Source organism: Oceanirhabdus sp. W0125-5 (assembly GCF_027938815.1).
Taxonomy (GTDB): domain Bacteria; phylum Bacillota; class Clostridia; order Clostridiales; family Clostridiaceae; genus Oceanirhabdus.
Genome location: NZ_CP115913.1, coordinates 3,333,982 through 3,352,232, shown reverse-complemented (window position 1 = coordinate 3,352,232; position 18,251 = coordinate 3,333,982). Strand labels below are relative to the sequence as shown.

17 protein-coding genes are annotated in these 18,251 nt (G+C 29.1%); 6 read left to right on the top strand and 11 right to left on the bottom strand.

The window, feature by feature from the left end:
• Window positions 1-4: 4 nt before the first annotated feature.
• Both OW730_RS15455 and OW730_RS15450 read right to left on the bottom strand, forming a co-directional pair.
• A complete protein-coding gene (locus OW730_RS15455) occupies window positions 5-1,222 on the bottom strand; it encodes a YgeY family selenium metabolism-linked hydrolase (RefSeq protein ID WP_271224950.1) in 1,218 nt (405 codons plus the stop codon).
• Window positions 1,223-1,232: 10 nt separating this feature from the next.
• Entirely contained in the window at window positions 1,233-2,426 is a 1,194-nt protein-coding gene (locus OW730_RS15450) for a diaminopropionate ammonia-lyase (protein ID WP_271224949.1), read from the bottom strand.
• A gap of 141 nt (window positions 2,427-2,567) precedes the next feature.
• On the opposite strand from OW730_RS15450, the gene OW730_RS15445 reads away from it, so the two are divergent.
• Both OW730_RS15445 and OW730_RS15440 read left to right on the top strand, forming a co-directional pair.
• Entirely contained in the window at window positions 2,568-3,953 is a 1,386-nt protein-coding gene (locus OW730_RS15445; protein ID WP_271224948.1) for a PLP-dependent cysteine synthase family protein, read from the top strand.
• A 115-nt stretch (window positions 3,954-4,068) separates the two neighbouring features.
• The gene (locus OW730_RS15440; protein ID WP_271224947.1) at window positions 4,069-4,299 is read left to right on the top strand and encodes a glutaredoxin family protein; all 231 of its coding nucleotides are present in this window, start codon (window positions 4,069-4,071) and stop codon (window positions 4,297-4,299) included.
• Between the two features lie 62 nt (window positions 4,300-4,361).
• On the opposite strand, the gene OW730_RS15435 is transcribed toward OW730_RS15440, so the two are convergent.
• From OW730_RS15435 to OW730_RS15425, 3 genes are all read right to left on the bottom strand, one after another.
• Window positions 4,362-4,646 (bottom strand): hypothetical protein, encoded by a 285-nt coding sequence (locus tag OW730_RS15435; protein WP_271224946.1) that lies wholly within the window; start codon window positions 4,644-4,646, stop codon window positions 4,362-4,364.
• A gap of 118 nt (window positions 4,647-4,764) precedes the next feature.
• Entirely contained in the window at window positions 4,765-5,424 is a 660-nt protein-coding gene (locus OW730_RS15430) for a class I SAM-dependent methyltransferase (protein WP_271224945.1), read from the bottom strand.
• A 28-nt stretch (window positions 5,425-5,452) separates the two neighbouring features.
• Window positions 5,453-6,241 (bottom strand): class I SAM-dependent methyltransferase, encoded by a 789-nt coding sequence (locus OW730_RS15425; protein WP_271224944.1) that lies wholly within the window; start codon window positions 6,239-6,241, stop codon window positions 5,453-5,455.
• Between the two features lie 218 nt (window positions 6,242-6,459).
• On the opposite strand from OW730_RS15425, the gene OW730_RS15420 reads away from it, so the two are divergent.
• A complete protein-coding gene (locus tag OW730_RS15420) occupies window positions 6,460-7,701 on the top strand; it encodes a helix-turn-helix transcriptional regulator (protein ID WP_271224943.1) in 1,242 nt (413 codons plus the stop codon).
• A gap of 61 nt (window positions 7,702-7,762) precedes the next feature.
• Here OW730_RS15420 and OW730_RS15415 read toward each other — a convergent pair whose 3' ends face one another.
• The 3 genes from OW730_RS15415 to OW730_RS15405 all read right to left on the bottom strand — a co-directional run bounded on the left by OW730_RS15415 (window position 7,763) and on the right by OW730_RS15405 (window position 11,500).
• On the bottom strand, window positions 7,763-9,427 hold the full coding sequence (locus OW730_RS15415; protein ID WP_271224942.1) for a ribonuclease J: 1,665 nt from the start codon (window positions 9,425-9,427) through the stop codon (window positions 7,763-7,765).
• A gap of 205 nt (window positions 9,428-9,632) precedes the next feature.
• The gene (locus OW730_RS15410) at window positions 9,633-9,755 is read right to left on the bottom strand and encodes a hypothetical protein (RefSeq protein WP_271224941.1); all 123 of its coding nucleotides are present in this window, start codon (window positions 9,753-9,755) and stop codon (window positions 9,633-9,635) included.
• 197 nt (window positions 9,756-9,952) lie between these two features.
• Entirely contained in the window at window positions 9,953-11,500 is a 1,548-nt protein-coding gene (locus OW730_RS15405) for a radical SAM protein (RefSeq protein WP_271224940.1), read from the bottom strand.
• 137 nt (window positions 11,501-11,637) lie between these two features.
• Between OW730_RS15405 and OW730_RS15400 the strand changes: the two genes are divergently transcribed.
• The gene (locus OW730_RS15400; RefSeq protein ID WP_271224939.1) at window positions 11,638-13,284 is read left to right on the top strand and encodes an ABC transporter ATP-binding protein; all 1,647 of its coding nucleotides are present in this window, start codon (window positions 11,638-11,640) and stop codon (window positions 13,282-13,284) included.
• Between the two features lie 435 nt (window positions 13,285-13,719).
• Here OW730_RS15400 and OW730_RS15395 read toward each other — a convergent pair whose 3' ends face one another.
• Window positions 13,720-14,097, bottom strand: coding sequence for a cytidine deaminase family protein (locus tag OW730_RS15395; RefSeq protein ID WP_271224938.1), 378 nt, complete (start codon window positions 14,095-14,097; stop codon window positions 13,720-13,722).
• A 125-nt stretch (window positions 14,098-14,222) separates the two neighbouring features.
• Complete coding sequence (gene purB, locus OW730_RS15390) at window positions 14,223-15,653, bottom strand: adenylosuccinate lyase (RefSeq protein ID WP_271224937.1); 1,431 nt, start codon at window positions 15,651-15,653, stop codon at window positions 14,223-14,225.
• A gap of 218 nt (window positions 15,654-15,871) precedes the next feature.
• Here purB and OW730_RS15385 point away from each other — a divergent pair, with 218 nt between their 5' ends.
• Window positions 15,872-16,078 (top strand): DUF378 domain-containing protein, encoded by a 207-nt coding sequence (locus OW730_RS15385; protein WP_271224936.1) that lies wholly within the window; start codon window positions 15,872-15,874, stop codon window positions 16,076-16,078.
• A 58-nt stretch (window positions 16,079-16,136) separates the two neighbouring features.
• Here the strand turns inward: OW730_RS15385 and OW730_RS15380 are convergent, their stop codons facing one another.
• Window positions 16,137-17,027 (bottom strand): hypothetical protein, encoded by an 891-nt coding sequence (locus tag OW730_RS15380; RefSeq protein ID WP_271224935.1) that lies wholly within the window; start codon window positions 17,025-17,027, stop codon window positions 16,137-16,139.
• 496 nt (window positions 17,028-17,523) lie between these two features.
• Here OW730_RS15380 and OW730_RS15375 point away from each other — a divergent pair, with 496 nt between their 5' ends.
• Window positions 17,524-18,147, top strand: coding sequence for a hypothetical protein (locus OW730_RS15375; RefSeq protein ID WP_271224934.1), 624 nt, complete (start codon window positions 17,524-17,526; stop codon window positions 18,145-18,147).
• Window positions 18,148-18,251: the final 104 nt, after the last annotated feature.

Sequence of the window (18,251 nt, the reverse complement as noted above, 5' to 3'; positions counted from 1 at the left end):
CAATTTATTTATTATTTTTAATTTTTAAGTATTCTAATGGAATTACTGAATACATTGATGCACATTTTACAAGATGATCTTTCCAGGTTTTTTCATTTGGTGCATGAGCCTCTTCTTCTTTTCCTGGACCAAAACCAATACATGGAATTCCATATCTCCCCATTATTGAAACTCCGTTGGTGGAAAATGTCCACTTATCAACTAAAGGCTCTTCATTAAACAAATATCTATAGCTAGTTACTAATGTTTGTGTTATATCATGCTCTTTTGGTATTTTCCAAGCTGGGAAGTAACATTCTGTTTTAAATATATTCTCCGTGTAAGAGGGTTTATCATATTCGTACATTTCAACGATAGCCTGTACTTTTTCAATTGAAGGAAGTGTTCTTATTTCATCAAGCGCCCCTTCCCATGTTTCACCCCATGTTAACCGTCTATCTATTGAAATAGAACATGAGTCTGCAACAGCACAACGTGAAGGAGATGTGAAGAAAATCTCAGAAACAGTTAATGTTCCTTTACCTAAAAAGGAATCAACATGTAATCTATTGTTTAGTTCTTCAAGCTCAGAAAGAATTGGTGCCATTTTAAAGATGGCATTATCTCCTCTTTCAGGAGCTGAACCGTGACAGGATAATCCTTTGGTTGTAACTTTGATCTCCATTCTACCTCTTTGACCTCGATATATGTTGCAATTGGTAGGTTCAGTTATTACAACAAACTCTGGTTTTATGCCTTCTTTTTCAATGATATGCTGCCAGCATAGACCATCACAATCCTCTTCTTGAACTGTTCCGGTGACTAACAATGTATAATCATCTAGTAGATTCAATTCTTTTATGATTTTACCAGCGTAGACCATTGACGCCATACCACCCTCTTGATCGCTGGCACCTCTTCCGATTATTACTTCATCAGTTTCAAACCCTTTATAAGGATCATAATTCCATAAGGTTATGTCTCCAATACCAACGGTATCAATATGAGCATCCATTGCTATGACAGTACTACCACTACCAATACGTCCAATTACATTACCCATCTTATCTATCCTTACATCATCAAAGCCAACTTTCTCCATTTCCTCTTTAATACGTTGTACTATTTTCTTTTCACAACAACTTTCACTGGGTATAGCAATCATATCTCTTAAAAAAGCACACATATCCTCCTTGAATATTCTAGAAAGTCTTGAAACTTCAGAGTAGTTTATTTTTTTCATAATAGCCTCCTTAAACTTCCCATATTAATTTTCTATACTTTAAAGGTGCAGTATCACCTTCTGTACTAAATATGAGTATATTTGATTTACTATCAAGATTTAGTAGTTCTTTAATATATTTATATTCAGAATTTAGCATTATATTATATATCAATCCCATTGAGACAGCACCAGATTCCCCTGAAGTAATACTCTCATCCCCTTGAAGAGGAATTTTTAATATTTTCATTCCCTGGATAGCAATTTCATCATCACATTTAATGAAATGAGAAGCATAATTTTTTAGAACTTCCCAACCCTCTTTAATAGGTTCTCCACAAGCTAAACCTGCCATAATACTCTCAAGGTCACCGGTGATTTTGTGAATATGTCCATCGTTTGCAGAACATGATTCAAAATAGCATGCTGCATTAGTCGGTTCAATAACTGTTATCAATGGCATGTTGTTCTCATTAAAATAATTAGAAAGAAATGCTGTCACTCCTCCTGCCATCGCACCAACTCCAGCTTGTACAAAAATGTGAGTTGGTAAGGTGTTATCACTTTCAAGTACACTTATACACTCTTGAGCCATTTTGGAATATCCTCTCATGATCCAAATAGGAATCTCTTTGTATCCTTCCCAGGAGGTATCTTGGATAATAATCCATCCATTTTCTTTTGCTGTCTTATTAGCATATCTAACTGTATCGTCATAATTAAGGGCAGTAATAATTGCTTTACCACCTAAATCTTTAATAGCATCTGCTCTCGCTAGATCTGTTCCTTTGTTAAGGTAAATCACTGATTTATAACCTAGTTGATTACATGCCCATGCAACTGCTCTTCCATGATTACCATCTGAACAAGTTGTAAAAGTAATATCTCCTAATTGTTTTTTTATCTCTTTGCTTTTTAAATCATTGAAGGTGATTTTTTCAATATTTAAGTTTAGCTTTTCGCATATATACTTAGAAATAGCATATGTGGCTCCTAAAATCTTGAATGATTTTAAAATACACCTTCTATTTTCATCCTTAACAAATAACTTATTTAATCCTAAGAAGTTGCTCATGTTTTTAAGTTCGATGAGTGGAGAGTTGCTGCATTCTTTGATTGTATTTAGAAAATTATAAGCTTCGTATAATTGATTTTTATCAAAGTTGTATCTAAAAGTATCTTTTAATTCAAATCTTTTTTTACTTTGAACTATTTGAATTCCCAAAATTTTACCCTCCTTTTTAATAAACTTTGATAGTTTTTTTCTTTTCATGTGTTATAATTATATCATAAAATCCATTTTAGGTATATTATACCATATTTTCTAAGTTATTTTTAATTATTTTATAATTAAGGGGGTAATAAAATGTCAACTTATGTGTGGGGTCCAACTTTTGATGAAATGTTAAATCCTAATACTATTAACCCAGAAATTAGGGAGAAAGCAAAGAAAGCTATGGTTGAATCGCCTTTAGATCCAATAAATCTATTTAATATTAATTGGTATGATAATGATGGCAAACTATGTTATATGGTGATTCCAAAAGAATTAACTGGTGTAAAAGCTAATATTGTTGTTATGTATGGTAAGCACTTTCCAACAGGGAGTCATAAAGTTGGAGCTACGTATTCTGTTACAATGGAGAAGCAGTTAAATGGTGAAATAACGCCAGGTGAAGATACGATTGTCTTCCCTTCTACTGGTAACTATGCTATAGGTGGTTCTTGGACAGGTCCTAGAATGGGATATGATACTAAAGTTATTTTGCCAGAATTAATGAGTAAAGAGAGATTTGAAAAAATAACTGCTTATGGTGCAGAATACATCAAAACACCTGGATGTGAGAGTTCTGTTAAGGAAATCTATGATAAATGTTGGGAACTTAGAGGAGAAAGCAAGAAAAATAAAATTCTGAATCAATTTGAAGTTATGGGTAATTACATGTTCCATTATCATGTTACAGGTAACTCAATGGATAAAGTATTGCATGAGCTTGCTGAAAAAGGTATTGGAAAAGGAAGAGCAAGTGCTTTGATTTCTGCAATGGGTTCTTCAGGAAGTATAGCTTCTGGTGATAGACTAAAAGAATTATATCCAGAGACAAAAATTGTGGGACTTGAACCAATACAATGTCCTACTATCTTTAATAATGGATATGGGGATCACGATATACAAGGAATAGGCGATAAACATGTTACTTGGATTCATAATGTAATGAATATGGATTCAATAATGTGCATTGATGATATGGAATGTAAAAAGATGCTTCAGGTGATGACAGATCCAGTAGGAAAAGAATTCTTAATAAATCATCTTAATATTTCAGAAGAGGATGTTGAAATGCTGAGTTCAATTTTCGGAATATCAGGAGTATGTAATTTATTAGGAGCTATAAAAACTGCAAAGTATTATGATATGAATGAGGATGATGTTATTTTTACATTATGTACAGATGCTATTGACAGATATCACTCTGTGATGAAAGATCTTGATGAAATGTTCTCTCCATTAAATGAAACAGAATGCCATGTTAGATATAACTCAATTATGAATGTAAAAATGGATTATATTGAAGAAGGTACTTATAAAAACAGAAAACGCTGGCATAACCTAAAATATTATACTTGGGTTGAACAGCAAGGTAAAACTGTTAAGGAATTGAATGACCAAAGAAAACAAACATATTGGATTGAACTTAGAAAGAAAATCAAAGATATTGATAGTAAATTAAAGGAAGTAAGAGGTTATTAAATATAACACCTAAAATTGGTAATTTTCTTTCTTGATTATTATACCCCTAAGGGGTATAATAAATGTATAACAAATAATGATTATTAATAGAAAGTTATTCAAGGAGGATATTAATATGAAAAATATAGAAATATTCACTAGTCCAACATGTCCACATTGCCCACCGGCTAAAGCGTATTTAACAAGCAAAGGTGTAGAGTTTGTTGAAAGAAATGTAAAAACTGACGCAGACGCTAGAAAAGAGTTAATGAAAAGAGGTATTATGGGAGTACCGACAATAATTATTGATGATGAAGCTGTAGTTGGTTTGGATAAAGAAAAAATAGATGCTTTACTAGCAAAATAATAAAATTGCACTCTTAAGTGCAATTTTATTATTTTAACTATACAATTCATATGTTCTTTTAATTATATCATCCCTTCATCTGTGGAGATTAAACCATCATTATCTTCAGGATTAAAAGTAGCAAAAAACTCTTTATGATAATCAGTGGCATGTTGAAAAGGTAAATCATTACTCTTCTTCTGTATATATTTATTAAAAGGCAAAATAGAATCTTCACAAAACATATCATTGAAATCTATAAAGTCAAATTCTTTAACTCTTTCGTATAAAGGCAGATATAAAAATTCACTATACATCCTTAAGGGCATCATGGAATATTCAGTTTCATTTATTTCGATTGATCTCATAACATATCCTTTAATAATTACTATACTATAAAGTATGACGTAGAATCCCTTTTGTACCAGAATATATTATTATGAGCTGGTATAAGGTGGATCTAGCAATTGAATATTTTATTAAACCCTATTTTTTACGTCCATTTATATAATAATATTTACTATCAGATTTTTCAGAATTTAAATAGCAATAATCAATATGACGTATTAGTTGGATATCAAAATTATTAAACAGATTTAAAATATCTTCGCGATTAGCAAAAAAATGTGGTACATCTTTTTCTGGTCCATCTTCTTTAATTATTACCGTATTTTCATCTATCTTGGGATACCCAGCTTTGACAAACTCCCACCCCTCTTTAGAGCACATTGATGTATACACTTCTCCTTCTGGCTTTAGTACTCGTTCTATTTCACTTACAAGTTTTATTATACCTGTTGTATCAGTGTGAGAAATAGCATGATATGCAAATATACAGTCAATGGAATTATCCGCATAAGGTAAAGAACTCATAATATCTCCTAGCTTTATATCAATATCTAAATTTTCTCTTTGAGACCATTCTTTCAAATAATTCACTGCATAATCAGAAATATCTATTGCTGATACATCAAATCCTTGTTGTGCAAAAAATATAGAATGTCGTCCTAATCCAGCACCTAGATCTAAAACCTTTTTATAACCTAACTCTGACCATTTGTTAGCAAGATAATAACAGTAATCAGTTGGTTTCAACCATGGCGATTGATTTGCTTTTTCCCATTCCCATCCTTTTGAATCTACCATTCGAATATCCTCCTTCAATATTAATAGACTATTTATTATCAGCTAGATAAAGAGATGTAATATAAGGTCTAACTACTGTACCTCCATGATTCATTATTATTCTTTTTACATCCTCTTCTACTTTTATTCTATCAGTTACATTTAATCTTAAATAACCATTACTGGTTTTGATGAATCCTATGTACTCATCTAGTGAATATACTTTTTCCCAATAACTTTTTATCATCTTTATATTACTGAAGAGATTACTTTCTCTAATTTTTTCTCCTCTATTATTCATTAGTGCCTCTGCTTCTTCCTTTGAATACAGAGCAAATAACCCTCCATAGAAATCTGATAATTCCATGAGCTCACTATCTAATTTTGTATCATTACTAATGTAAACATTCCAAAGCAGAGCTAGTTTTCCGCTTTCTTTCAGTAATCTACTGCAACTTTCAAAACCTTCAGGTTGTGGTACCCAATGAAAAGCTTGAGCAGAATAAATTAAATCAAAGGATTCTTTCTCCCCTTCCCACTCTTCAAAGCGTTTAATATCATAAGATACTCTACCTGTATCTTTAAATCTCTTTTCTCCAATTCTCGCTAGATTTTCTCCAGGTTCTATACAGTGAATTTTTAGTCCCCTTTTAACAAATAACTCCGTTGCTTTTCCACTACCAGCACCAATTTCTAGTAGTTGTGAGTGTTCATTAATATTTGATTCTTTAATGATGCTATCAATTATTTCTTTTGGATAACTAGGCCTAAATTTATCATAGTATTCTGCAGCATGATCAAATCTCTTACTTTCTTCTTTCCAATCGATATTCCCCATAGTATCACTCCTATAATAGTTGTTTTTTATTCTCTCTGTTAATAATATTTTACAGTAACCATTTATCATATTCAATTGTATGTTATTGAAAAATAGTGTTATAAATTATATAGTTAACTACTGTTATTAAATATTATTTCACTCTTTTTATTGAAAATATGGTTGAATTTTAATAATTAATGTATAATTAAATAAATTATATCGTGGAGGTATAAATTATGAAGAACACTGTAAATGTTTGGGGGCATGATGTTGAATATAATTGTTTAGCAGGTTGGCTAAAATACTTAAGATTAGATATGGGGATTTCTCAAGAGGCTCTCTCATATGGAATATGTTCAATCAGTCACTTAAGTTATTTTGAAAATGGAAAGAAGAAGCTTCGAGGAGATGTTATTGAAAATTTATTTAAGAAACTTAATATATTAGAGATTGGTGATATTAAAAAAATAAGTAATATGAAATTTATTTTCTTAAAACTGAGAAACTATATTGAAACTTTTAATGAGTCTGAAGCAACTAGGTTATTAAAAGAAATTGAAGTTTTTGAAGAGATTATCACCGCTTCTCCTTATTTTATAGAATTTCTAGTTTATAAATTTATATATAAGTTCTTTATCTCAAAAACTTCTTTAGAAGAATTAGAGGATGAGTTTGAAAAATTAGAGAACATAAAACATACTTTAAGTGATGATATTAAATATGTGTATTTTATAGCTTCTGGAAAATACATATACGATTATTATGATCATGAAAAAGGAATTGAGATATTACTTTTAGCTAAAGATATGAATGACTCTTCCTGGATTAATTATAGACTGGGTGTGGCCTATTTACTAAATAACGAATACTTAAAAGGAGTAATATATTTAGAAAACGCTGTTGAAACTTATTCTAAAAGCGGTAGATACTATAATTCACTACTTTGCCATCAGTTTCTAGGTCGATGTTATCATTATCTAGATTTTTATTCTAAAGCAGAAGAACATTATAACATTATACTTGAAGCATTAGATAACATTCCATTGGACAGAGATATGATGGGAATACATATAGATTTAGCGATACTTTACTTAAAGAAAGGTAACTATAAGAAATGCTATGAATTCTGTAAAGAACACATGATATGGTATCCAGATTCCATCTTAGGTGTATGCACTACTGTTCAAGTATGTGCTGAACTTAATATGGAGGAGGAAATAAATCACCTATTCAAAAAATATCTTAATGAAGAATATTCATCTTCTGTATACTATAATTTTTTGTATTTTTTATATTTGAAACAGAATCACTTTACTGAAGTGAAATTTTACAATGAGGTAGTTAATAGTATTATGCCCTACTATGAAAAAATTGGATATCTAATTTATCTTAAACCAATAAAACTTTCGGTGGTTGAGTATCTTGAAAATAATAGAAAGTATAAAGAGGCTTTAAGTATATATAAAACAATTAAATAGCATATTGTATTATAATTTAAAAAGCCTTATGTTCAATTGAACATAAGGCTGATTTTGCTACTTAAACCTCCATTATAATAGGTAGAACAGTAGGTCTTCTCTTTGTAGTTTCGTAAATGTACTTTTCAATTGCTTTCTTCATACTTAATTTTAAAACATACCAATCAATTATTTTATTTTCTAAACAATTTTCTAACTCCTTTTGAGCAATATCTTTTAATTCGTTAATTAGATTTTCAGACTCTCGTACATATACAAATCCCCTTGTTATAATATCTGGACCGGAAATTATACTATATGAAACTCTTTCAATAGCAACAACTATTGTTAACATACCATCTTGAGCTAATTGACGTCTATCTCTAAGAACCAGATTGCCTACATCTCCAACTCCAAGACCGTCAACAAGAACATTGCCAGTGTGAACTCTACCAGTTATGTTTGCTTCTGTATCTGTCAACTCTAAAACATCGCCTGTTTCCATCATGAAAATATTATCTCTATCCATTCCCAGTCTGTTTGCCAAATTACCATGATGTTTTAAATGTCTATATTCGCCATGTGCAGGCATAAAATACTTAGGTTTAACTAATGTATGAATTAATTTTAATTCTTCTTGTTGTGCATGACCTGAGACATGAACATCTTCTAAACCTTTATAGATAACGTCAGCACCTTTCTTATACAGTTGATTAATAACCCTAGAAATTAATTTTTCATTTCCTGGAATAGGTGACGCTGATACAATAAACAAATCATTTGGTTGAAGACTAATTTGTCTATGAGTTGAGAATGCTATTCTGGACAATGCTGCCATTGGTTCACCTTGGCTTCCAGTACATATAATTGTTATTTGCTCATTTGTATAATTATTTAATTCATCTAAACCAATAATATCCTCTTCTGAAATATTAAGATATCCTAACTCTTTGGCTACCTTAGCTATACTTTCCATACTTCGTCCGCTAAAAGCTATCTTTCTTCCATACATAACAGCGGCATTAATAATTAGTTGCATTCTATGAATATTAGAAGCAAAGGTTGTAACAATAACTCTCCCTTTAGCATTTAGGAAAAGTCTATTTAATGTTTCTCCTATTGATTTCTCAGACTTAGTATGACCTTCACGTTCTACATTAGTACTGTCAGCTAAAAGTAAGAGAACTCCCTCTTTTCCTAAAGTTGCAATACGCTCTAAATCCATTAGCAAACCATCAACTGGCGTATAATCAATTTTAAAATCACCAGTATGAAAAATTACTCCAAGAGGTGTATGTATTGCAATGCTACAGGCATCTGCAATACTATGTGTATTTCTAATAAATTCAACTTTTAGATTAGTTAGTTCAACAATATCGCCTGTCTCTACAACATTCAGTTCACAATCTGCAAGTATATTATGTTCTTTTAATTTGTTTTCACATATACCTAAAGTTAACTTCGTTCCATAAACTGGCACGTTTAACTGTTTTAATATATATGGTAAAGCTCCTATATGATCTTCATGACCATGAGTAAGAAAAATACCTTTAACTTTTGAAGAATTATCTAATAAATAAGTTATATCAGGGATTATTAAATCTACTCCATACATTTCTTCACTTGGAAAAGCTATCCCTGAATCTATAACAATTATTTCGTCTTCATACTCAATTGCAGTTATGTTCTTTCCAATTTCGCCTAGTCCGCCTAGAGGAATAACTTTTACACTATTCTCTACTGTCACATAAAAACCTCCTTGCTATTTGAGAATATCTACTTTCCCTTATTTTGTCTTATACTAGTGTTTTTAATTCTTATCTTTAAAAAATATTTTAAAATGTATCAGAAGGTTTAATTATTTAGATAATGGAGTTAAATGGTTTTGCTTATTAACAATAAAACCAGAGTTTCTAATATTTTGTATTAGAACTCTGGTTTTGTGATAAATTCTATCGTTGACTTCTTACTGCATTATCCATTGCCACTCCAACGTGCCTTGCACATGAACACCAACATGGTTTCAAATCTTTTGCAATTGAAGCTTCTGGTTTTCCAACAGTGATAACTTTCATTTAGTCTCCCCCTTTCACTCTAAATAAATTTATTTAAATTGGCTTCAAAATGGATTTGACTTATTTGGATTACTTACTAACATTAAATAAATATACCATATAAAGTAATCCATTTCGAAATCAAATTTAACGCAATTAAAGAGATACATTATTTTGACTAAATCCTGTGGTTTTTCACTAATATACTTTCATCTGATTTAAGAAATTATATTAATAGTATCTAGATATAATAGTGAGTCAGGATTATGCTCATAACATTTATAATATAGTTTTAAAGCAGATAGAAAATTTTCTTTAGCACTGTCACAATATGAATTTCTTTTTTCAATATTAAATTTACCACCTTCAAAAGAGGTTGCATAACATTGGGAACAAACTTTAGATATCCAGCAGTTAGAACAAGTGTCTAGAGATACATCTTTATAGTCATCAACATAAACTTTTTTTATCTTATCAGTATCAATTTTACTAAGAACATTTCCATTAGAGCAGGCACCCAGTACTCTTTCACATATACGTACTTCCCCATTAGGTGAAATATAAACACGTTGTTTTCCAGGAATACAACATCCATTCAAAGGAAAAGAAAAGTGCGCTTTATTGGAAATTTCTCTTTTATGTACCCTTGTTAGAAGTGTATTAGTAAGATCTTGAGTGAAAGTTTTAGTAGAATCATTATTCAGAATACTATTTAAAAATATTTTTTCACTCCAATCAAGTAAAGAAGTATCTTTTGTATTACTGGGTTTATTCTCATTGTAGTATTGTAATGGTATACTGTTTCGCTCTGGATAAGTTATAAAGTTCCCTACCGATTCTGGTAGCCACTCTAAATTATTAAAAAATTCTTTGATTTCTTTAAGTTTGTTATCAGAGTATGGCGGTGTATAAACCATACTTAATAATATCTTATTATTGTTTGAATTATCAAAAGCAGTTACTAATTTCTTTAAACCTGACAATGCCTTATCAAAACTTCCAATACCATTAATGTCTTGTCTAAATTTATCATGAATATGTTTTGGTCCATCTAAACTTCCAACAACACAAAAATTTTTGATTGAGCTAAAAAATTCAGCTATTTCAGAAGTTATCAGGGTTAAATTTGTGGTTATATTGAAATTGATTTTTTTTGCCTTAATGGTTTTTTTTGCATATTCAACACTTTTTTTAATCAAATCGTACATTAACAGGGGTTCCCCTCCATAAAAGGAAATGTAAACTTCTTCCTTGCTTCCATGTGCAGCAAGATAATCAATAGCTGAATATGCTACTTCTAAAGACATGTCCTTACTTCCATGATTTCTTGCAGGAACATATTCATCGTTATAAGTACAATAATGACATCTTAAGTTACATCTTTCTGTAACTTCAAGCATAATTTGTCTTAAGTTATGATTTATCTCTTGATCTAAATTATTAAAATGTCCTGGCGAATGAAATTTTCGTTCAACCTCGACATTTAATAAATCTTCTTCTTTAATAGCATTATAAACATTTTCCATTGCAGTAAAAAAATCTTTTTCATTTATATTTGCTGATAATTTATTCATACTTTCTTCTAAATTTTTTTTAGAAAGAATTATATCTAAAATAGTAAATTCAATATCATTACACTGCACTACTTTTCCTGTTCCAGTATCAAAAATATAACTAAAATTATCTGTTCTAAATAGTTTTGCAAGTGGCTTTTTATCTTGCAGATATTTAAAATAACTTAAAATTTCCTGTTTTTTAGATAACATATACAATTTCCTCCCATTTAATGTTATAATATACATTATATCCCAGAAATGAATTGATGACAACTAATAATTTTAAAATTAATAATAGAATTTTACCTAAGATGTTACTAATTATATATAAAAGAAGGAGGATATATATGAAAATAATTAAGTTTTGCAAAAGATTTTTTTTAAATCATAAAAAATGCTATTTTGAGTATTTGAGTTTGATTCTTGTTTCATGGATAGTTTCAATAACAATTCCTTATTTGAGCGGAAAATACATAGATTTATTAGTCAGTATTAAAGATAAATTAGATATATATTTTTACACAAAAGCAATTTTAGTAATTGGAGTAATTGGTTGTTTTTCATCGTACTTTAAAAGTATTGTTTATGAAAAGATATATAGTAGGTCAGTTAATGGTATCAACCTTTATTTAATAGAACATATAAGAAAATTACCACTCTCATTTTTTAGAAATACAAATTCAGTATACTTAGTTCAAAGAATAAGAATGGATTCTAGTGAACTTATTTATTTCAGCATAAGTGAAGTTATAAATTTAATAATTAAAATATTCACATGTTTAACATCTTTTGTAATAATGTTTAAATTAAATTATAAAGTAGCATCTATACTATTAATTGTAATACCCATATATATAGTAATATATAAATTATTTGGACAAAGATTGTATTCTTGTAGGCATAATTATATAGAGAAAGATAACTCGTATGTTGCAAGTCTTAATCAACAAATTAACAATATACAGTTTATAAAATTAAATTCTCTTTATTCTTATATGAATACAAAGATAAGAGTGATATTTGAAGATTTCTTTTCTTATATAATGAAGTTGATTAGAGTAAACTCATTATATGAAAACATCAGTGATTGTGTTGATAGTATCGCAAACGTAATCTTATTTTTGTATGGTGGTCTAGAAATATATAATGGAAACTTAACAGTTGGAGAGTTTACAATAATGAATCTCTATTTTAATATGGCATTTGCATCTATTCAGTACTTTGTAAAATTTGGAGGTATATATCAGAGGGTACTGGTTTCCTATAATAGAGTAATAGAAATATTGCAGATACCTAATGAGAATAACGGGACTATAGTTTTAAATCAAATAAACAATATTAAATTAGAGAATATTGAATTTTCTTATAGCGAAAAACAAAAAATAATAGCTAATTTTAATTATTATTTTGAGAAAGGAAAAATATACTGCTTAAAAGGGCTTAACGGGAGTGGGAAAAGTACATTAATTAAACTGATGTTAGGTATTGAACAAAATTACAAAGGAAACATTCTTTTCGATGGTGTCAAACTTGAAGATATCGACATGTATGAATTGAGGAATAACAAAATAGGAATAACAGAGCAAGAGCCAACCTTATTAAATGATACTTTGAGAAGTAATTTGATTTTGAATAACAATAAACTTATAAAAGATGAGAAAATAATTAATTACTGTAATGAACTAGGTTTAAATTCCTTAACAAAAAACTTTTCAAATGGATTAGATACTATACTTGATGAAAATAATACTAATATTTCAGGTGGTGAGAAACAGAAAATTTCAATCATTAAGACTCTTTTAAAAGACCCTGATGTGCTGATATTGGATGAACCTACTTCTGCTCTGGATGAGAATAGTATAAAAAAATTAGAAAACATTTTGTTATCATTAAAGAAAAATAAAATAATTATCATAATTAGTCACAACGATTCAATTTTGGATTTTGCTAATAATGTAATCGATATAAATAGAGATGTTTTTACTAATATCTAAGTGTATCTAAGTAAAATTTTTCTTTCTATTAAAATATTGTCCTAAGTTATTATTGAGTATTCCTTTAAAATTTATAATTTGTGAAGTTATTATTAAAAAAATAAAACGGCATATAGCCGTTTTAAAGTCAAGAGTAGCGGGTGACTTTATAAAGCCACCCTATTTATTTAGTTATAACTATTGTTTAAACCACCTTAATTTCCACATTATCATCAGCTCCTTTCATGTATATTTTCGAGCTTTATTGATTCAATCTAAAACTGTAAACAGTTAGATTGAACACCACCTCATTATTCTCATTTCAATCATCCCCCTTTCATGATTATTTACCATCCACGCGCGCTTGAGGTATTGACTACCTACAACTATATTATTACAAACTTTACATAAAAAGTATAGGTACAGAATAATTATAATTATTCTGTACCTATACTTTTACTTCCATTGAAAAGGTAAAATATCCTTTAAAATCTTGACTTCATTCTCATTAACAAGAATTTCCGTTTCAAGATTATTATTATCAATCTGATACAATAATTCTCTACATCTTCCACATGGAGGAATTACTCTGTGTTTTTTTCCTACTGCAACTATTTTATTTATTCTTGTTTCATTATTTAAAATCATCTGTGCGACTGCTGAGTGTTCAGCACAAAATCCTATTCCACATGCCATATCAAGATCAATCCCTGTATACAAGTTTCCTTTATCAGTTAAAAGAACACATCCAACAGAGGCAACCTCACAGGTGCTAGTTAAGATTCTGGGATTTACTAGATTGTCTGCAATTTTAATCATGTCATCAAAGTTCAAAACCATCACTCCTTTTGGTTTGCATGACAATATAGTATATTACTTAATCATTATCTTTATGCGTTATACTTAAAGAAGATTAGTATTATAAAAAGCCATAACTCAAATGAGTTATGGCGATAATCTTAAACTGAAACACTTCCCTGCATTCCAATAATATCTTTATTTTCTTCAAGAATAGGATTGATATATTCTTCAATAAGTTCAACAACTTGATCAGCACTTCTACCAGTAAACTTTTCTGGTGATAATATTGATTTAATCTCATCTTCACTCATATTAAAATATTCGTCACTAATGATTCTCTCAATAAGATCATTTTTCTTACCTTCTACTTTTACCTTACTTGCAGCTTCCATTGAATGCATTCTAATTCTCTCATGAAGTTCTTGTCTATCTCCACCTCTTTTTACGCATTCCATTAAAATATTTTCTGTTGCCATAAATGGAAGTTCAGCCATTACGTGAGATTCAATAACTTTAGGATATACAACCATATTTTCTGTTACATTTAAATATAAGTTTAGTACACCATCTAGAGCTAAAAATGCTTCAGCAACAGCTATTCTTTTATTAGCTGAATCATCTAATGTTCTTTCAAACCATTGAGTTGAAGCAGTTATAGCAGGATTTAGAGAGTCTACTATTATGTATCTGCATAAAGCACCCATTCTCTCAGTTCTCATAGGATTTCTTTTGTATGCCATAGCAGATGAACCTATTTGCTTTTTACCAAATGGCTCTTCTATCTCTTTCATGTTTTGAAGTAATCTAATATCATTACTGAATTTATAAGCACTTTGTGCAATTTCGCTTAATGTATTTAAGACCATGGAATCAATCTTTCTTGAATAAGTCTGTCCTGTAACAGGATAAGTTTTATCAAATCCAAGTTTTTTAGAAACCATTTCATCAAGAGCTTTAACTTTTTTTCCATCACCGTCAAATAGTTCAAGGAAACTTGCTTGAGTACCTGTTGTACCTTTAACGCCTCTCATTTTTAAGCTATCTAAAATATAGTTTAGTTTTTCATAATCCAGATATAATTCATGCAGCCATAAAGTTGCTCTTTTACCTACTGTAGTAAGTTGAGCAGGTTGAAAGTGAGTAAACCCTAATGTAGGCATATCTTTATATTCCATAGCAAAATCTGAAAGATATTTCATTACATTAACAAGTTTTTTTCTAATTAATTTAAGAGCGTCTCTCATGATAATAAGATCGGCATTATCACCTACAAAACATGAAGTTGCACCTAAATGTATAATTTTTTTAGCTTCTGGACATTGTTCTCCATATGCGAAGACATGGCTCATAACATCATGTCTAACCTCTTTTTCTCTCGCTTCTGCAACTTCATAATTTATGTTTTCAACATTCTCTTTTAATTCAGCGATCATTTTGTCTGTGATATTAATACCAAGCTCCTTTTCGCATTCTGCTAAAGCAAGCCATAATTTTCTCCAAGTTTTAAACTTCATATCATCAGAGAATATGTAAGACATTTCTTTTGATGCATATCTAGTATTTAATGGTGATTTATATGTAGATCTCATAATTACCTCCGTTTTATCTTAAATAAGTGTTATCATTCGTATTATAACATACATTTTTAAAATAATAAATAATTATATTCGTAAAAATAAATGTAACACTTTCTTTTAAATTATATATTAAGAAATGGTAAATGTGTTACTATTTTTTTTTAGAAATAGTCATATTTTTTTGTTTTTGAAATATATTTTATTATAAACACAATTCTAGGGGGAAAACAATGTATAAGTGCAGTTTATTTGATAAGATTTCCTTTATTCTAGTAATTATAGGTGCTATTTGCTGGGGAGTCTATGGGGTATGTGGATGCAACCTAGTATATTTCCTTTTTGGTAACATAGCACCTATATTGGAAAGAGCCGTTTATATCCTTGTTGGATTATCAGGCTTGAACCTTATCTTCTTTATTATTAAGACTAAACGATAGTTTAGTCCAAGCTTTAAGTACTTATATGAATGCTGCTCTATTAAGAGCAGCATTCTCCTTATTCTTTGTTTTTTTCCTTAAGTTGATGTTTTAGACTGATTATTTCTTGTTCTAGTTCTGAAATTTTAATAAACTTCTCTTCTTTTTCTTTAAGCAATGTTTCTATTTTCAGCTCATATTGAGTTTTTTGCTTTTCGAACTCTTTTGTTGCTCCCTCTTTTTGCGCTAGCTTTTCTCTTTCAATATCTATTTCATTTCTCTCAATTAATAATTCAATTTTTCTATCATACATATCCTTTTGAGTATTTAGTTTTTCATTTAAATCTTTTTGAAATCTTTCAAATTCCATAGCTTTACTTTCTAATTTTATCTTTTCCATCTCAAACTTCTTTTGTATATCTTTATTAACTTCGCTCAATTCATTTACCTCTTTATTCAAAGAGTCAAACTTTTTTATTTTATCTTCATTTATATGTAGTTTTTCAGAAAGAGAAGTGTTTTTTTCTTTTAATAAAGAGTTTAAACTTTTTAAGCTTTCATTATCTTCTTTAATTTTCTTTAGATCCTTTTTAACTCTATCGTTTTCGGATTTTATATTCTCAATTTTTTCAATCTTTTCTAAGAGTTTCTTCTTTTCTTCTTGAATATCTGTTATTATCCTATCTTTCTCTTCAATGGTTTCTTTTATTCTTCCCTCTTTTTCTTTTTCTCTTATTTTGGATTTTTCAATAATATTCAAATATAATTCATTAACTCTACTACTCAACATCTGCATTTCTTCTATATCACTGTAGAAAAACCTATCCCCTTCTACACTTTTATTAACTTCGTACGCATTAATTACATTCTGCAAAAATTCCTTGTTATTTACCCCGGTACTTTGGGCCATATTTATAAACTTCTGTTTAAACTCATCACTAACTCTAACACTCAATATGGAATCACTCATTTTGATTTTTCCTCCCTCTTTTCCTATGCTCGGTTTTATTCTTATATTTTCATCATTTTCTCTCAAATTTATTATAACACACTTTATGAAATTTGTATACATATTGTATACATGTATACAAGTACACGTAAATGGTATGTATACGCATGTTTACAACGAATTACTTTAGTGTGTAAACAATTTATATTCAATATAACTTTTATTATATTGAATATAAATAGCATGTTGTGTTTATATGGTGTAAATGGGTGTTTATGTAAAATGGATAGAAATTGTAAGAAAACGTTGGTAATATTGTGTTTTAAAAATTAGAGAATTAATTGATAAAAAAGAGGGAGAAAGGATAAAAAGAATGAAATGGATGGTTTCAAAAAGAGGGAGCAAAAAAAATATTCCGAATTAACGTTTTTGCTATATAAATCTTGTATTGATTAAATTTTTATGCTATATTTTACAATATTAGAAAATAAAATACATAATTTTAGCGAGGTAATCCATGAGAGATAAATTATTTATTGTTTTAAGAGATAATAAAATGATAGTTAAAGTAAATAATGAGGATAAGTTGATAGAATACCATTTTAATACTCTTACCTCATATCCGAACATTCCTTTTTACGTTAATATTTTTGAGTTAGGATCGATATTTAAAGAAATTAAGTGTGAGGTATTAAGTAAAATTAGGTCTAATGTGAAAAGATTCTTAAAACCAGAGATTTTTGTATTAATTGATGATGATGCAATGGGGATTGAAAAACGAGCAATTATTGAATTTATTAGTATTACTTTTTCCCCAAAAGAAACATTTTTAGTTGAACAATCTGCTGTATTATCGCCATTTGATACTAAAGAATATATATCTATTTCGAAAACATGTAGACTGTTTGTTGTTAGCTACATAAAAGATAGGAAGGTAATAGCACAAAAGTTTATAGATAATAAGGAGCTTTTAGTGGATGAACTTAAAGAATTGATAAAGGAGCTGCATAATGATTGTAGATATAAAAAGATGGAGATATTCTTAAACGGTATACATCTTAAAAATTATACAGAAATTGGACAATTAGTTGAAATTAATGAATTACTTACTAATGCACAAAAAATATTAATGAATGTATAAGAACTTCTAATATTAATAATTAAGTATTTAAAATGCAAGTATTAAATTTTTAGTTATAATGAGCTATTCCTAAACCAAAGGCATAGCTCATTATTATTTTCAAA

What these genes read in the sequence shown, in the direction of transcription:
- OW730_RS15385 (WP_271224936.1), top strand. Translation starts at nt 15,872, where the DNA reads ATGTATAAGTGCAGTTTATTTGATAAGATTTCCTTTATTCTAGTAATT.
- OW730_RS15455 (WP_271224950.1), bottom strand. Translation starts at nt 1,222, where the DNA reads ATGAAAAAAATAAACTACTCTGAAGTTTCAAGACTTTCTAGAATATTC.
- OW730_RS15425 (WP_271224944.1), bottom strand. Translation starts at nt 6,241, where the DNA reads ATGGGGAATATCGATTGGAAAGAAGAAAGTAAGAGATTTGATCATGCT.
- OW730_RS15420 (WP_271224943.1), top strand. Translation starts at nt 6,460, where the DNA reads ATGAAGAACACTGTAAATGTTTGGGGGCATGATGTTGAATATAATTGT.
- OW730_RS15435 (WP_271224946.1), bottom strand. Translation starts at nt 4,646, where the DNA reads ATGAGATCAATCGAAATAAATGAAACTGAATATTCCATGATGCCCTTA.
- OW730_RS15445 (WP_271224948.1), top strand. Translation starts at nt 2,568, where the DNA reads ATGTCAACTTATGTGTGGGGTCCAACTTTTGATGAAATGTTAAATCCT.
- OW730_RS15430 (WP_271224945.1), bottom strand. Translation starts at nt 5,424, where the DNA reads ATGGTAGATTCAAAAGGATGGGAATGGGAAAAAGCAAATCAATCGCCA.
- OW730_RS15380 (WP_271224935.1), bottom strand. Translation starts at nt 17,027, where the DNA reads ATGAGTGATTCCATATTGAGTGTTAGAGTTAGTGATGAGTTTAAACAG.
- OW730_RS15410 (WP_271224941.1), bottom strand. Translation starts at nt 9,755, where the DNA reads ATGAAAGTTATCACTGTTGGAAAACCAGAAGCTTCAATTGCAAAAGAT.
- OW730_RS15375 (WP_271224934.1), top strand. Translation starts at nt 17,524, where the DNA reads ATGAGAGATAAATTATTTATTGTTTTAAGAGATAATAAAATGATAGTT.
- OW730_RS15405 (WP_271224940.1), bottom strand. Translation starts at nt 11,500, where the DNA reads ATGTTATCTAAAAAACAGGAAATTTTAAGTTATTTTAAATATCTGCAA.
- purB (WP_271224937.1), bottom strand. Translation starts at nt 15,653, where the DNA reads ATGAGATCTACATATAAATCACCATTAAATACTAGATATGCATCAAAA.
- OW730_RS15400 (WP_271224939.1), top strand. Translation starts at nt 11,638, where the DNA reads ATGAAAATAATTAAGTTTTGCAAAAGATTTTTTTTAAATCATAAAAAA.
- OW730_RS15440 (WP_271224947.1), top strand. Translation starts at nt 4,069, where the DNA reads ATGAAAAATATAGAAATATTCACTAGTCCAACATGTCCACATTGCCCA.